Genomic DNA, 15,341 nt, shown 5'->3' with positions numbered 1-15,341 from the left:
TAGTTTAGTCATCCTCAACCTTTTTATGATTTGTGATGATATAGTAGTAAGTAAGGATGATAAAACTATCAAGAGTGAAGAAAGATACTGTTGCAGTAAATATCACCAGTATGGCAACATCGTAACTATCTAACTTAAGTATAACAAAAAAGAATACAATACCAACAAATCCCAGAAGCCCCATATCCATGATTAATCCGGATAGACCAACAGCAGGCATCATTCCCTGATCGGCTAGGAATTTAAACACAGGTTGATAATCAACTAGACAATTATAATCAGTATTACATCCATATAAAAGATTACCTATATTCATATGTAGCATCAGATAGGATGCAGACAATCTATGAGCGATTGAGTCATTAGCCGTAAAGTAACTAGGAGAGCCTATATTTAAAAATTGGGCGAGCGCGACAAAAATAATCACAAGGGCGATAAACGTAATAATTACAGGTATTTTTTTCAAGAGTCTTCGCATAGGGTAAAGAATCATAAAAAAAACCAATGATATAGAAGACTTTGATAGGCTAAAAGCGTACCCCAAGAAGAAAAGGCACTTCTCAGGAAGGCTGAGTTTATGATCTCTTATTCGTATCATAAAACATATAATCAAAAGTGAGGCAAAAAAACCAGCCTCTCGAGAAAGACCTGACATTCTAGGGAATAAAAATAAAACGTACTGATTAGTGTAAGTATTCGTCGCAAAATCCCCCCAAAAAAACCGTGACATCGAGCTTGGACCAATAATTACTGAATAGGCAGGGCTTATCTGATATGCTATAAACTGTATGACACACCAAAGGATTGATATAAGCATACAAATATAAACTTTATTTGTAATATGACTTCCTATCTTTAATAAATATGACACACCTAGGATTAAAATAGCCGATTTTACGGCAAGATCAAACCGTAGGAAAAGAACACACATACTTAACCAAACAAATACACAAAGAAGAACCGGTTTAGATATTTTCCTAAGTGTACTTATATATTGATAATCCAGAATAACCAATGGAATCCATAGATAAAAAGTAGTATTTGAAATATATGGGCTTAACGGGCTAGCGATGATAAATAAAGCAATCAAGCATCTCAACAACTTCAGATAGAGAGACTCGCGACTACTTTCACTTATACACATCTCATTTTTCAGCACGGTTGTCATTACATTTCCTTACAAGGAAAATTTCAATCTTGAATAGCATTCAAAAATGCGCCCGCATAACTAACCACGCGCGCGTCAATCACATTTATTTTAATATGCACCATCTCTACGAAGAACAACATTAACTGTCTTAAATAAGATAGCTATATCATTCCATAAGGCCCAGTTCTTTACATACCAAGCATCAAAGTAAACTCGTGTATCATAATCAATATCGTTACGTCCACTAACTTGCCATAGCCCTGTCATTCCTGGTTTCGCCATTAAATAATAATCCACATCCCCTGCGTAACGTTCCAATTCAGCTTCAACGATTGGGCGAGGCCCAACCAGGCTCATCTCTCCAATGAAAACATTCCATAATTGTGGCAATTCATCCAAACTTGTTTTACGAATAAATGCGCCAATTTTTGTTACCCGAGGATCATTTTTAAGTTTAAAATCTTTATTCCACTCAGCCCGAGCATCTGCGTCACTCTCGAGTAATTGAGAAAGTACCTCTTGAGAGTTAACTACCATTGAGCGGAACTTAAGGCATTTAAATCGCTGTCCACTCCGGCCTATTCTCTCATGACCATAAATAGCCTTTCCACCATCTTTAGACACTAAATAGGCCAATAAAATCAATATCGGTGAAAGAAGTAGCATAATAGAAAAAGAGCTCACAATATCGAATAAACGCTTGGTAAATCGTGAAGAACGTTTAGCCAAGTTATTACTGACTCTCAAAATCATCACTTCGTGACTAAAAATAAAAGACATATCCGTACCATAAAGAGGCACGCCTCGAAGAGTCGGGATCACCGATACAGACCGACAATTATTCTTAGCAAGGTTTTTCAACCACCAATCGCGTAAGCTATGTTGCTCAAATTCTAAAGCGACTATAAATTGAGTATTGTCTATATCAACTAAACGCCATAGCTCTTCCTCACTATCAATGAGTGGTATCCCTAGATAACTTTTTTTATCGGATGACCCTGTGCATACAAAGGCTTCAACTTTAAAACCCAGTACCTCTTCACTTTGTAGTGCAGCATAAGCCTCGAATGCATTTCGACCAGAACCGATAATTATCGTATTTTTTTTCCACAGGTCAAATTTGTTGAGTATACGTTTAGCCACACTCCGGCCAATAGGTACTAGAACAAGGATAATGACCCAAGTAAATAACCATAAAAGGCGAGAGAAGTTCCATTTAGAGAAGGCCACCAATGCCAAGTCAAGCACTGAGAAAATTATCAAGGTTCGTATTATTTCTTTCAACTCAAACCAATAGGGTTTTCTATAAGAATAATGTCTAAGTCGCGTCCAGAACCATGTTATACATATAATTGAAAGCACAAAGTGTGACGTAATCCTAACATTCAACTCCTCTGGAAGAACAAAATCACTAGTATGCGTAGAGAATAAACCAATCAATATATAGGCTAAAAATATGGCGACATTGAAAAATACGATATCTGATATTGCTAGGAACATCTTTGGAAAAAGACCGATCCAAAAGTTACTATTTTTTTTCATCAGTTTTACCCATTTTCAAACCCCTTAATTATTTAGTAAAAATCTTTTTTAAATCATATAAAAATTTAATTTTCGCCACTAAAATAATAACAACATCAATAAATTATCTTTTTTCTATTTTCGAATTCATTCCATCTTGCAGTGATATAAGTATCCATTTCTTTTCTAAATCTCTCACAAGAGAAATTTACTGCATGATTGCGACAATCCTCTGCATAAATTCTATCTTGTATAGTTTCGAATTGACTCACCGCATCCTTTATTGAATCAGCAGTCTGTTTATCAAAAAAAACACCTGTAGGTTTAGACGCCACACCATACGGCCTAACGGTCTCAAGAGAGCCACCTTTCCCAAAAGCTATCACCGGAGTACCACAAGCCTGAGCTTCAACTGGGGTAATACCAAAATCCTCTTCAGCGGCAAAGACAAATGCTTTTGCACGCTCCATATAACTTTGCATTATATCGTTATTTTGATACCCCATGATCTCAACATTTTTACCCGCTTTCATTTTTATTTTTTCTATTTCACTACCATTACCGATCACAACTAGCTTTTTATCGGGCATCGCACTAAATGCTTCTACAATCAGGTCAACACGCTTATAAGGGACCAACCTGGATGCTGTTATATAGAAATCTTCTTTATTCTCCCTGAAATTAAAACGTTCCACATCCACTGGAGGGTATATAACGTCTGCATGCCGACCATAAACCTTATTGATTCGACGAGCTATAAACTGAGAGTTTGCAACAAAATGATCCACTCCATTTACGGTACGTAAATCCCATAATCGAACTTTATGCAACAACCATTTTGCGAGTAAACCTTTAATACCTTTATCCAATCCTGACTCTCGAAGATATTGATGTTGCAGATCCCATGCATATCGGATAGGAGAATGAACATAACTGATATGCATTTGGTCTGGACCGGTCAATACGCCTTTTGATACAGCATGACTACTTGACAAAATAATATCGTGATGCGAAACATCTAGCTGCTCGATGGCTAACGGCATTAACGGAAGGTATTTTTGATAAATTTTCCGAGATCTAGGTAGTTTTTGAATAAATGTCGTAGTTGCGTGCTTACCACTGAAATTATTTCTGGACTCATCCGATAAAAAATCGACCACAGAGTAAAGATCAGCATCGGGATAAAGTTGAATAAATTCTTTTATAACTTTTTCAGCACCAGCATATGTAACCAGCCAATCCGCTACAATGCCAATATTAATTGTCCCCTGGGACATTAGAAATCTCCTTAAAAGAATAAATAATAGAATTGCTTATCGTCGGCTATAGACTGTAAATATAGCCATAAAGCAAACTTCAATATTTATTAAGATTCTATTGATTCAGTTGATTGATAAGAGAGTTTAATTTTTTCGCGGAATTACCCCATGAGAAACGCGTAATATTTTCGTAACCTTTATTGATAATTTTAGCTCTCTCATCAGGGTTTTTAGCTATAAAATTCATAGCATTTGCAATTTCCCTTTCACTATGCGGGTCGAAAAAAATTGCACTATCCAACAAAACTTCAGGCATAGATGCCGCATGAGAAGATAAAACAGGGCATCCACATGCTTGTGCCTCAAGCGGGGGTATACCAAAGCCTTCATAGAAAGACGGAAAAATGAATGCGTGTGCCGTAGAATATAACGTAGCTAATTCTATATCTGAAACACGACCAAGATATTCAATTCTTCCATCATTATCATCTAGTGATTCATCAAGCCCGATGCCGTTAAAGTTTTTATTTTTTTCACCAATAATCTTTAATGCGAAATCTTCAAGTTCTTTATTTTTTTTAAAAGCGCTGATCAATCCATGAAAATTCTTATGAAAATTAGGCGATGATACAGCCAAGAAAAAATGCTTTTTATTCTCACTTTGACTTATTGTTTTTTTAAAAATATCACTCGCCGCATTATAAATAACACTAATTTTTTCTTTATCGTAATGATAAGTATCAGTTATTTCTTTTTTTGAAAATTCACTAACAGTGATTAATGAACGGCTCTTTTTTAACATTAATGGAATTAGAGTATTATATATTAATCTAAATTTCCATGAGTAGCTCTGAGGGTATTTCTTATAAGTAACATCATGATGCGTCACAACTTGATTTTTATACAGAATTGGCCCCGTATTCCCTAAGTTAATCAGAAGCCCTCTTCCATTATTTTTTAAAAATTTTGGAAGTTCGACTTGCTCCCAATAATGTCCGCCTCTCTTACCCACAACTACAACATTGAGTTGCGAGGCAATATCATGCCTAAGAATATCTGGAGGTGATAAGAATACGATATCATCTCTTATTTTCTTTAATTCAAGGCTTATTTGCTCTGCAAAACGCTGAACTCCAGTGAGATTTTGAGTCAAAAACCTTGCATTAACATATATCATAATTAAGTAAGTACCTTGCTCTATGTGTGTTAAAGCTCTTAGGCATGATCGAAAAAAGTGAATATAGCGTACGGCAGGCAGAATTAACTCTGCCTGCCAGTTACTTTCAAAAATTAACTTTTATACTCATACTGATAATAATCATAGTAGTTTGCAGCTCGTCTCTCTACGGCATTCAATATCACACCTTTGATATCAACACCATTTTGTTCAAAGCGACGTATACTCACTTCTATTTCTTTCACAGTGTTCATCGCAAAACGAGCTACCATCAAAGATGTCCCAACATGACGACCGATAATAGCTGCATCTGTTACGGCCAGAATTGGAGGAGTATCAATTAACACTAAATCGTAGTTATCATTACACCAACTTAATAATTGCTCAAGTCGAGACGTCATCAATAACTCAGCTGGATTCGGCGGCACTTGTCCACGAGAAATAAAATCCATGCCGTCAACATCGGTTTTTTTGATCGCTTGCTCAACTGATATCTTATTTGAAAGTATATCAGAAAGACCGTTCGTTCCATCAAAACCGAGTAAACTATGAGAATATCCTTTTCGCATATCAGCATCGATGATAAGCACCCTTTGCCCCGTTTGAGCAATAACAGCAGCCAAGTTGATACTGACAAACGTTTTACCGATGTTCGGACTAGCCCCGGAAACCATTAAAACATTATTTTTGGACTCCATCATTGCAAAATGCAAACTTGTTCTAAGGCTTCTAATTGCTTCTATTGCAAGGTCTGCAGGATTCTCTTTCGATAAGAGGTTTCCCTTCCCAGGTTGATGACGCTTCTTATAATTGGCATACGTTTCTTTATCTTTCTTTTGCTGCCATTCAGAGAATGGTATGCTCGCGTATACGTTGATGCCCTCTTGTTCTAGTTGTTCTGGGCCTTCAATCCCTTTATGCAGCATTGTTTTAAGTAAAACAATACTAACGGATATTAGAAGACCGAACATAGATGCAATGATTATGACAAGTGCTTGACGCGGTTTAACTGGTTTTATTTGCGTAATGGCCGGATCGACAACCCGAACATTGCCAACTGTACTAGCTTTAGTAATGCTCAGCTCCTGTTGTTTATTCAACAGTTGCATATAGATTTCTTTTCCCGCATCAACATCACGCGTTAAGCGAATAATTTCTTGTTGCGTTTTCGGCATCCCATTAATTTTCTTATTCAGATTGCCTTTTTCAGTTTCAAGCGTTTTTCGCTTTTCCAATAACGCCCGATAAGCGGGATGCTCTTTGGTATAAAGCTTTGATATTTCAGCTTCTTTGAAAGTCAACTCATTTAATTGGGATTCAGTGGCAACAATCGTATCAAGCATTGATTTAGCTTCCAGCGATAAATCTACTGAAGAGTTCTGTTGCCTAAATAGATTTAATTTATTTTCCGCTTCATCTAATGACGCTCTAACCAGAGGTAGCTGCTCTTTCAGGAAAGCTAAACTTTTTGCTGCCTCTTCAGATTTTCGCTCAACATTTTGTAGGAGATAATTATTGCTAATACTTTGCAGGACTTTCTTCGCAAGGTTAGGATCTGGGTTTAAATAACTTAAGCTCAGAACGCCAGTGTCCTTGCCTTTGTCAACAACTGTTAATGAATCCAGTATATTATTTATAGCATATATCTGGTGAACTTTCTTTACCAGGAAAATAGTTCCTGGTTGAGCGTCTATCGCGGTAACCAACATACTTGCATAGTCTGAGCTGGCGAATTCACCAACTTTTCCTTTAAGAATATCCTGGCCGTCTGAATATAGGATATAATTTTCTTTATCAATTACTTTCAATTCCAAATCAGACCCAATTAGGTTATCCCTGAAATTTACTCTCGATAAAGCTATTCTTGGCGTTCCTGCTGACGTTAATCTTGCCCAACCTTTACCAAAAATAGGAAAGCGTTTTACTTCAACAATCGTATCTAATCCTAAATCATCAACTGTCTTTCCGATAACCATTCTTGACTGAATAAGCTCAATCTCAGTAGATGAGGATCCCGCTTCATTACTCTGCATCATTTGCGACAAATCACTCAGAATCGCGTTACCCGTTGGGTTTTCAACCTGTATCAACGCATCTGATTGATAAATAGGAGTTGCAAATATCGCATATACCATGCTTGCAACAGAGAATAAAAGGGTTATTCCTATAATCAACCAACGGTGGTCAATCAACATCCCAAACAATCTGCCGAGATCGATATCATCGTGACTACTACCCGTAGTGCTGGCTCTTTTATTGTCAGTCATTGTAATCTCTATTAATCAATTTAGTGCTTTAGCCCATTTCTGAGCTGATTCAGCCAACAAATTATATACAATCTCGAATACCTCATCACTTTTACGATAAGGATCCACGACCTCTTTTTTATCATTCCAATGACCAAATAGCATGGTTTTTCCGCGAGCCTCCGGCGAATACTGACATACAGCATCAATGTGTCGTCGTTCCATTACTAGGATCAACGAATTTTTTCTACACATGTCTGCCGTTAACTGTCTAGCTATATGTCCGTCCAAACTCACACCATAGTTACTGGCAACCGCTGATGCTTTATCATCAGCACTTTTACCGACCAGTGCCGATATCCCAGCCGAACTCACACTCTTATCCGGTAATAAATCTTTCAGTAACCGTTCTCCAATAGGTGAACGGCATATATTTCCGACACAAACGACCAAAATAGAATCAAACATTTGTTATTTCCTATGGCCAATTACGAATACGCAATGTACCTTCAGTTAAATTATTATAGCTGGATATAGTAGGAGCCAATTGTGAAATCAGACGATTCCAACGAACTATTGGTGCTGCGGTAACATATACAATATCGTAAGGTTGTAATTGAAATTCAGTTCCCATTACCATAGCGGTAGCATCAGCCATATTTAGTTGATAAATATTTGCAAGCTTGCTTCCTTGGGTGCCACGTAAAGGTCGTATAACAAAAACTCCCGTAGCATCGGACGTTGTCTGGTCAAGACCAGCTGCATTACCAAGTGCTTCTGTGAGCGTCATTCCACTACGATCCATTTTTAGCGTTGCTGGTGTCTTAACTTCGCCCATAACAAACACTTTAAGTTCATCATTACGAGGTACGTAAACAATATCACCAGGGAAAAGAAGTCTGTTCTGTGTTAAATCGCCATTTTGCATCAGCTTCTGCAATGATAAAACTTGTTCTTTTCCCTCATGCGTCAACACAATATTACGCCAATCGGCATTAGCACTTAGCCCGCCAGCAGCATTAATTGCATCCAGAATGGTTAACGGTATATTGGTGATCGATTGCTGACCCGATTTTTCAACCTCACCAGTTATGTAGGTTTTCTGAGAGCGGAAAGCCGCAATATTCACATCAACTTGAGGGCTTTCGATATACTGAGTTAAACGATTAGAAATTTCAGTTCGAACCTGACTAGCCGTTTTGCCCGCAACCTTGACTTTTCCAATATAGGGATAAAAGATAGTTCCGTCTGCTTGCACCCAGTTACCCGTATCACTGGCGCTACGATACTGCCCGGCAGGTGTTGTAAGTTCAGGATGGTCCCAAACAGTCACGTTAAGAACATCGCCTACACCGATCTTATATTCATAATTTCTAATTGCCTGTTCAAGTGACGCATTAGGTTGAGCTACAACTTTTACGGGCCTAAGCTTGGCAATCAGTGAAGGAGTCAATGGATAAATGTTGACCATATCATCAATATTAAAATCACTATCTTCTTGTTTAACAATGTTTTTGCTATCTTGACTCAAATGCTGTCCTGGGATGACAGTACATCCGGTTAGCATCGTCCCATATACAATAATTGCTAAAGCTTTAACTCTTGGATTTATCATTATTGGTCGCTACCATCTAAATATTGAAGTTGAATTTATGCTAATTGATTTTGAATATGATAGAGTATTTTATCTCGCAGTGCTGCAACTTCATCGCCTGAAACTGCATAAAGGCTATTTTTAGGCAAATAATCTAGCATGCCATCCCTTGCAGCAGCAATGATCGGCACATCCCGTGCTTGGGCTTCTAACATCACAAGCGGCACCCCCTCGAAAAGCGATGGTATTACCAAAAAATCAATATTATGGGTAGTGGCAATACGCCATGAATCGTCAACCCAACCATGAAGCGCTAACCCAATGTTTTTTGGCAGCTTATGTTGCATTGCTTTTAGTTTATGTAGATCTGGTCCATCACCCACTACATGAAGTGTAATTTTGTAGTCGCTGATCCCTGTCAATGCGTCAATGAGAATATCGTGACCTTTTTGATGGAATTGCACCCTACCGATAATAAAGATATTTATCTCATCATCATTATCAAGATCTCTCTCTTTAGGTTTTTCAGGTATTCCCTCCTCACTCACAAAGTTGTGTATGAGTGATACTCTCGCGTTTTTATTTTTTAGTTCTATTTCATGTTTAAAACATTCGGATATTGTGATGTATTCCTCACAAGTTTTATAAATAATCTTTGCGAAAAAATCTTTAAGCGTAGCTAGCTTGGCACCCATTTTCCTGAAAGAATGTGCGTAGGGTATGTAGCTAATTATTTTACTATGCAACAATTTTCCTGAAACTATAAATCCAACACCTTGCAAAATATCACCTTGAACCAAAATTATATTTCTTTCCTTTGATAAGGTTTTAATTATTTTAATGCATCGATATAGATAAAACGGATTAAAAAAGGCGTGTAAAAATTCTGGTTTTGAATCGTTTGATTTGTATGTTTTAAATTCAAAATGGTTTGTTTTTATAATTTTCTCAAGCTTTTTATTATCACTCGGGAAAATGCAAAAAATGTCATTGACATTTCTATTCCCTTGAGACAATATTTTCCTTATTATTTCTAATGCCATTATTTCATGTCCCCCAACAAATTTGCTCGGGAAAATAAAAATCAACTTTTCTTGATTCATTTGAAGAATGAATTTATCAATATCAGCTTTTACGATTTCATCTTGAATACTATTCATCCTACATCATCCACTATAGTTATCCACAATCGTCATTTCTTTTTTCGTGAACATCATGTATAAAAGGAAGTATAAATAAATTTAAAAACAGTATAAAATATACTGAGAGAAACTAATTATGTTCGATTTCTTGAACCTTCGACCATATTTTTTACACAGGGAACATTTTCCTTTATAGATTGCTTGACATATATTTTTAAATTTTCAAAAGTAAAGTTATTTAATAAATCATCAATCTTCAGAGGCTCGCTGCGATTCATTTTATCTTGGAAGTAAAGATGCTTAAGTTTTGATTTATTTAGTTTTTCCCTGTGCGTTAAAATGAACATTTCGTAGCCGATTTTTGCTTTATTACCAGTGGTAATTCTGCCTAACTCGTGGTCAACATTCTGTATATAAGTCGCTTCCAAATGTTTAAAACCCGGGCCGTATAAATCTACCAGTCGGAACCATGCGTCATAATCTTGCCATGCCGGGAACTTTTCATCAAAGCCGCCAATGCTTTGCAAGTAATCCGTTTTCGTAAAAAGCTGATTGCCAACATGATTTTTAAACCCCATCATATCTCTGCTTATGACCCCACTAAAGTTACCCATTACTCTCTGGTGAGTACCATAATTCATTATTATATTGCTGCAAACAAAAGCACATTCTTTATCTTCGAACACCTCCACAAGGGTTTTAATGCGATTTTCCTTGAACTGATCATCATCATCTAAGCCAGTAATATAGTACCCTTTCGCCGAGAAAATCCCCATATTTCTGGCAGAACAGGCTCCCTGAGGGACTTCACTCCTAAAATATTTAATTCTTTTATCAAAAGTAGACAACTTTGCCACAACATCTTCAGTTCCATCAGATGAGCCATCGTCACAGACAAGAATTTCAATATTTTTATATGTTTGTTCTTGCACTGACCGGATTGCCCGCTGGAGCATTAACTTACGATTATGTGTAGGGATATATACAGATATCAATTTATCTTCTACCACTTTCATTTCCTTAATATATTTAATTGGTAATATCTGATTGAAAATCGGTGATGTAAGATATTGTCATCAGTTTAATTTTCCTCATAGGCCAATTGATAATTAGCCTATGTAGATTTACGTTCAAGACTACGGAAGTATCGCGTTAATCCATTGTTTAAACTCAATACCTTGACTTGGATGCCGTAAACCATAGGTCACAAACGCCCGCAGATACCCCATTTTTTCACCACAGTTGAACGACTCTCCCACCAGCTCTGTCGCCTCGACCGGTTTGTGTTTCAGTAATTCAGCAATAGCATCTGTCAGTTGAATACGTCCCCACGCCCCTGGCTTTGTTTTTTCCAAGATCGGCCAAATATCAGCCGAGAGAACATAGCGCCCTACTGCGGAGTAATTGGATTTCAACTGAACTTCACGGCCCGGTTTTTCGATAATAGACGTCATGCGAGAACTTTCGCCCGGTTGCAATTTATTCGCTTCACATTCAACTACCGAGTAATCGTACAGCACATGCTCATCAGCAGCCTGTACCAATACCTGGCTCAGTCCCGTCTGTTCAAAGCGGGCAATCATATGAGGTAAATTATCTTTCTTCAGGTCGGCTTTGGCGTCATCAAGCAGGACATCGGGCAAGAGAACTACAAAGGGTGAATCCCCTACCAAGGGTTTGGCACAAAGTACCGCATGTCCTAACCCCTTTGGCTGCCCCTGACGAATGTGCATCAGCGTTACGCCTTTAGGGGTAATTGACTGAACCTCTTCCAGCAGTTGACGCTTCACACGAGCTTCAAGCATCGCTTCCAATTCAAATGAAGTATCAAAGTGGTTTTCAATCGCGTTTTTCGATGAGTGTGTCACCAGGATAATTTCTTTGATTCCAGCAGCGACGCACTCATTGACAATGTATTGAATCAACGGTTTATCTACGATCGGCAACATTTCTTTTGGAATGGCCTTGGTTGCAGGCAGCATACGCATACCCAAGCCTGCAACAGGAATGACAGCTTTCAACGTGGTCATGATAATCCTCTTTCAATATTGTGATCGTATTTTCAGCCGCAACTCTATTTGCTATTTAGCGTTTGCTTCAACCACTGGGTAAAATCTTCGCCTTCAGAGGCATGACGCAAGCCATATTGCACAAACGCTTTCATGTAACCCAGCTTATCACCACAGTCGTGCGACTTGCCGCTCATATGGAAAGCCTCTACGGTTTGTGCATCCATCAGCATGGCAATCGCATCAGTAAGCTGGATTTCATCTCCCGCCCCCGGCAACGTTTTTTCCAGCAACGGCCAGATATCGGCGGACAGGACATAACGTCCCACCACAGCCAGGTTTGATGGAGCATCTTCACGGGCAGGCTTTTCCACGACCGCAGTCATCGGAGTACTCTCACCTGCTGCCAACGCCGCACCGCCACAATCCACCACGCCGTATTTCGAAACATCCTGCTCCGGTACCGGTTCCACCATAATCTGGCTATAGCCAGTTTCTGTGAAACGCTGGATCATTTTGGCCAGGTTTTCTTTACGCAAATCGGCTGTCGAGTCATCCAACAATACATCAGGTAACAACACCACAAAAGGATCATCGCCGACCATTGGTTTAGCGCATAAAACGGCATGGCCCAAGCCTTTTGCCTGGCCTTGACGAACCTGCATCACTGTTACATCGGCTGGACAGATAGTCTGAACTTCTTCCAGCAGTTGACGCTTCACACGAGACTCTAGAACGGCTTCAAGCTCAAAAGAAGTATCGAAGTGGTTCTCAATCGCATTCTTAGAGGAATGAGTTACCAGTACGATATCTTTAATTCCTGCCGCCACACACTCATTAACAATATACTGAATCAATGGTTTATCGACCACCGGCAGCATTTCTTTAGGAATGGCTTTTGTCGCAGGTAACATACGGGTTCCCAGGCCAGCTACGGGAATCACAGCCTTCAGTCTCTTTTGCATGTTTTTCATCCACAATCAATAATTATAACGTAGCCGAACTAAGCCTTATCCAGGATACTTATGAAGACGGGAACGGAATGGTTCAGACACGCTACCGCCCCTGGCTCTCAGCTACCAATGCACTATCATCATTTTCTATGGAGCAACCAGGAGGCCCAATCGCGTTTTAATGTAAATTCAAGGCGATGTTCTTTGCTGAGCGCGAATCATGTCACACAAAGCAAAAATAATTCCGCCCTTATAACCAAACGATGATACTTGTAAATGTTTATGTGGCTAAGATTCTTATACTATTGCCTTATCGATACAAGCCTAAGATACCTGTTAAGTACCCTTTTCAGAATAAGACTACGCATAGACGTTGACAGGGTAAATCGTAGCAGCTAAAAAAGCTCGTAACAAATTGATTTTTAATAATTATATTTCAACCACCTTATAAGCAAACACTCAGAGTCATATTCTCGAAAAACACCATCCCTCCCACTAAAATGCCCTCTCTATCGCAATAACTCATCCGCTCAGCCTAATAGGGCGATGATTTTTTATGCACTAAATTAGCTTAACCTCACCCTATCTTAGATGCACATTCCCTCCCTCAAGGTTTTAAAGTTGAATTTTCCCGCCTCAACACCCATCATTCCCCTGCGGCATAAGCCGTCGAACTTACAGGTGAAATTGGGCGTATGGAATGGATCGCAGATCCAACAATTTGGGCCGGCCTGGCCACTCTGGTCGTGCTGGAAATCGTTCTGGGTATAGACAACCTTATCTTTATTGCCATTCTGGCGGAGAAATTACCAAAACATCAAAGGGATAAGGCCCGTGTTGTCGGCTTATTGCTCGCATTGTTGATGCGCTTAGCGCTGTTGGCGTCCATCTCATGGTTGGCCACACTCACCCAACCGCTGTTCTTTGCTTCTGGACACCCTTTCAGCGGCCGCGATCTTATTATGTTGGTCGGGGGCATCTTCCTGCTATTTAAAGCCACCATGGAGTTGAACGAGCGGCTGGAGGGTAAAGATGAAGAACAACATGGCCCGCGCAAAGGTGCCCGTTTCTGGCCGGTTGTGGTGCAAATCGTGGTATTGGATGCCGTCTTCTCGCTCGATTCAGTGATTACCGCCGTCGGCATGGTCGATCATCTGGCAGTGATGATGATAGCAGTTTGTATCGCGATCGGACTGATGTTGCTGGCCAGCAAGCCACTCACGCGCTTCGTCAACGCCCACCCGACGATCGTTATCCTGTGCCTGAGCTTTTTGTTGATGATTGGCTTCAGTTTAGTTGCTGAAGGATTCGGCTACCATATTCCGAAAGGCTATTTGTATGCTGCCATTGGTTTCTCGGTGATGATTGAAGCGTTAAACCAATTGTCCCAGTTCAACCGTCGTCGTTTCCTGTCAACGGTGCGACCGTTGCGAGAACGAACTGCGGAAGCCGTATTGCGCATGCTGAGTGGTAAGCACGAAGAAGCCGAAGTGGATAGCCACTCAGCCAACCTGTTGGCCGATAGTACCAATGAAAGCGGTGAGATTTTCAATCAGCAAGAACGCCATATGATAGAACGGGTGTTAGGCATGGCGCAGCGCACAGTAAGCAGCATCATGACTTCACGCCACGATGTGGAATATCTTGAGCTGAATGATCCGCAAGAAAAGCTGACACAGTTGCTTGAGCGAAATCAGCATACGCGCATTGTCGTGGTGGAGAACAGTGCCAGCGATGAACCGCTCGGCGTCATCCATACTATTGATGTGCTGAAACAGCAATTAGCTCAGGCGCCGCTCGATTTACGGGCATTGGTCCTTCAGCCACTGATATTCCCAGAGCAATTAACTCTGTTGAGCGCGTTGGAGCAATTCCGCCAGGCACAGACGCATTTTGCCTTTGTCGTCGATGAGTTTGGCTCGGTCGAAGGAATTGTGACACTGACAGACGTGATGGAAACCATTGCCGGTAACCTGCCGGAGGCGGGTGAAGAAGTCGATGCACGGCATGACATCCAGCAAAATGATGATGGCAGTTGGACCGCCAATGGTTATATGCCGCTGGAAGACTTGGTGTTGTATTTACCGCTCCCGCTGGAGGAAAAACGTGAGTATCACACGCTGGCCGGCTTACTGATGGAACACAGCCAGCGTATTCCTCAAGAGGGTGAACAATTACGAATTGGTGACTATCTGTTTGAACCGCTGGAAGTCAGTAGCCACCGTATTTTGAAAGTAAAGATCACCCCACTGTCAGTGCCAGAACCTGACTACGAAGTATAAACAGGAGC

The 15,341-nt window shown here is 39.8% G+C and carries 12 protein-coding genes; 1 reads left to right on the top strand and 11 read right to left on the bottom strand.

Translation table 11 applies throughout. The annotated features are described in order from the left end of the window. Positions 1–4 precede the first annotated feature (4 nt). The 11 genes from SGR01S_RS08285 to galU form a co-directional block, all read right to left on the bottom strand. Complete coding sequence (locus tag SGR01S_RS08285; protein ID WP_061807109.1) at positions 5–1,168, bottom strand: hypothetical protein; 1,164 nt, start codon at positions 1,166–1,168, stop codon at positions 5–7. Positions 1,169–1,258: 90 nt separating this feature from the next. After that, positions 1,259–2,692 (bottom strand): undecaprenyl-phosphate galactose phosphotransferase WbaP, encoded by a 1,434-nt coding sequence (gene wbaP / locus SGR01S_RS08280; protein ID WP_061807107.1) that lies wholly within the window; start codon positions 2,690–2,692, stop codon positions 1,259–1,261. Positions 2,693–2,787: 95 nt separating this feature from the next. Continuing rightward, positions 2,788–3,948, bottom strand: a complete 1,161-nt coding sequence (locus SGR01S_RS08275) for a glycosyltransferase family 4 protein (RefSeq protein WP_061807105.1) — start codon at positions 3,946–3,948, stop codon at positions 2,788–2,790. A gap of 97 nt (positions 3,949–4,045) precedes the next feature. Next, on the bottom strand, positions 4,046–5,107 hold the full coding sequence (locus SGR01S_RS08270; RefSeq protein ID WP_061807103.1) for a glycosyltransferase family 4 protein: 1,062 nt from the start codon (positions 5,105–5,107) through the stop codon (positions 4,046–4,048). A 113-nt stretch (positions 5,108–5,220) separates the two neighbouring features. Next, positions 5,221–7,374, bottom strand: a complete 2,154-nt coding sequence (gene wzc, locus SGR01S_RS08265) for a tyrosine-protein kinase Wzc (protein WP_061807101.1) — start codon at positions 7,372–7,374, stop codon at positions 5,221–5,223. A gap of 15 nt (positions 7,375–7,389) precedes the next feature. Next, entirely contained in the window at positions 7,390–7,821 is a 432-nt protein-coding gene (locus SGR01S_RS08260) for an arsenate reductase/protein-tyrosine-phosphatase family protein (protein WP_061807100.1), read from the bottom strand. Positions 7,822–7,831: 10 nt separating this feature from the next. Continuing rightward, positions 7,832–8,968, bottom strand: coding sequence for a polysaccharide export protein (locus SGR01S_RS08255; protein ID WP_061807098.1), 1,137 nt, complete (start codon positions 8,966–8,968; stop codon positions 7,832–7,834). Positions 8,969–9,003: 35 nt separating this feature from the next. Then, positions 9,004–10,107 (bottom strand): glycosyltransferase family 4 protein, encoded by a 1,104-nt coding sequence (locus SGR01S_RS08250; RefSeq protein WP_061807097.1) that lies wholly within the window; start codon positions 10,105–10,107, stop codon positions 9,004–9,006. Positions 10,108–10,223: 116 nt separating this feature from the next. Further along, positions 10,224–11,099 carry a glycosyltransferase gene (locus SGR01S_RS08245; protein WP_167348752.1) on the bottom strand — a complete coding sequence of 292 codons (876 nt, stop codon included), beginning with the start codon at positions 11,097–11,099 and terminating at the stop codon, positions 10,224–10,226. A 126-nt stretch (positions 11,100–11,225) separates the two neighbouring features. Further along, positions 11,226–12,119: a UTP--glucose-1-phosphate uridylyltransferase gene (locus tag SGR01S_RS08240; RefSeq protein WP_061807094.1), complete on the bottom strand. Its 894-nt coding sequence runs from the start codon at positions 12,117–12,119 to the stop codon at positions 11,226–11,228. Between the two features lie 44 nt (positions 12,120–12,163). Beyond that, a complete protein-coding gene (gene galU, locus SGR01S_RS08235; protein WP_061807295.1) occupies positions 12,164–13,063 on the bottom strand; it encodes a UTP--glucose-1-phosphate uridylyltransferase GalU in 900 nt (299 codons plus the stop codon). A 683-nt stretch (positions 13,064–13,746) separates the two neighbouring features. Here galU and SGR01S_RS08230 point away from each other — a divergent pair. Continuing rightward, a complete protein-coding gene (locus SGR01S_RS08230; protein ID WP_061807093.1) occupies positions 13,747–15,333 on the top strand; it encodes a TerC family protein in 1,587 nt (528 codons plus the stop codon). Positions 15,334–15,341: the final 8 nt, after the last annotated feature.

Origin of the sequence: Serratia grimesii NBRC 13537 (assembly GCF_001590905.1) — a bacterium.
Lineage (GTDB): Bacteria > Pseudomonadota > Gammaproteobacteria > Enterobacterales > Enterobacteriaceae > Serratia > Serratia grimesii.
This window is presented reverse-complemented; position numbering and strand designations above follow the sequence as displayed.

Coding starts and splice junctions, on each gene's coding strand:
- SGR01S_RS08250 (WP_061807097.1), bottom strand. CDS start 10,107: ATGAATAGTATTCAAGATGAAATCGTAAAAGCTGATATTGATAAATTC.
- SGR01S_RS08230 (WP_061807093.1), top strand. CDS start 13,747: ATGGAATGGATCGCAGATCCAACAATTTGGGCCGGCCTGGCCACTCTG.
- wzc (WP_061807101.1), bottom strand. CDS start 7,374: ATGACTGACAATAAAAGAGCCAGCACTACGGGTAGTAGTCACGATGAT.
- SGR01S_RS08240 (WP_061807094.1), bottom strand. CDS start 12,119: ATGACCACGTTGAAAGCTGTCATTCCTGTTGCAGGCTTGGGTATGCGT.
- SGR01S_RS08285 (WP_061807109.1), bottom strand. CDS start 1,168: ATGACAACCGTGCTGAAAAATGAGATGTGTATAAGTGAAAGTAGTCGC.
- SGR01S_RS08260 (WP_061807100.1), bottom strand. CDS start 7,821: ATGTTTGATTCTATTTTGGTCGTTTGTGTCGGAAATATATGCCGTTCA.
- wbaP (WP_061807107.1), bottom strand. CDS start 2,692: ATGAAAAAAAATAGTAACTTTTGGATCGGTCTTTTTCCAAAGATGTTC.
- galU (WP_061807295.1), bottom strand. CDS start 13,063: ATGCAAAAGAGACTGAAGGCTGTGATTCCCGTAGCTGGCCTGGGAACC.
- SGR01S_RS08275 (WP_061807105.1), bottom strand. CDS start 3,948: ATGTCCCAGGGGACAATTAATATTGGCATTGTAGCGGATTGGCTGGTT.
- SGR01S_RS08270 (WP_061807103.1), bottom strand. CDS start 5,107: ATGATATATGTTAATGCAAGGTTTTTGACTCAAAATCTCACTGGAGTT.
- SGR01S_RS08255 (WP_061807098.1), bottom strand. CDS start 8,968: ATGATAAATCCAAGAGTTAAAGCTTTAGCAATTATTGTATATGGGACG.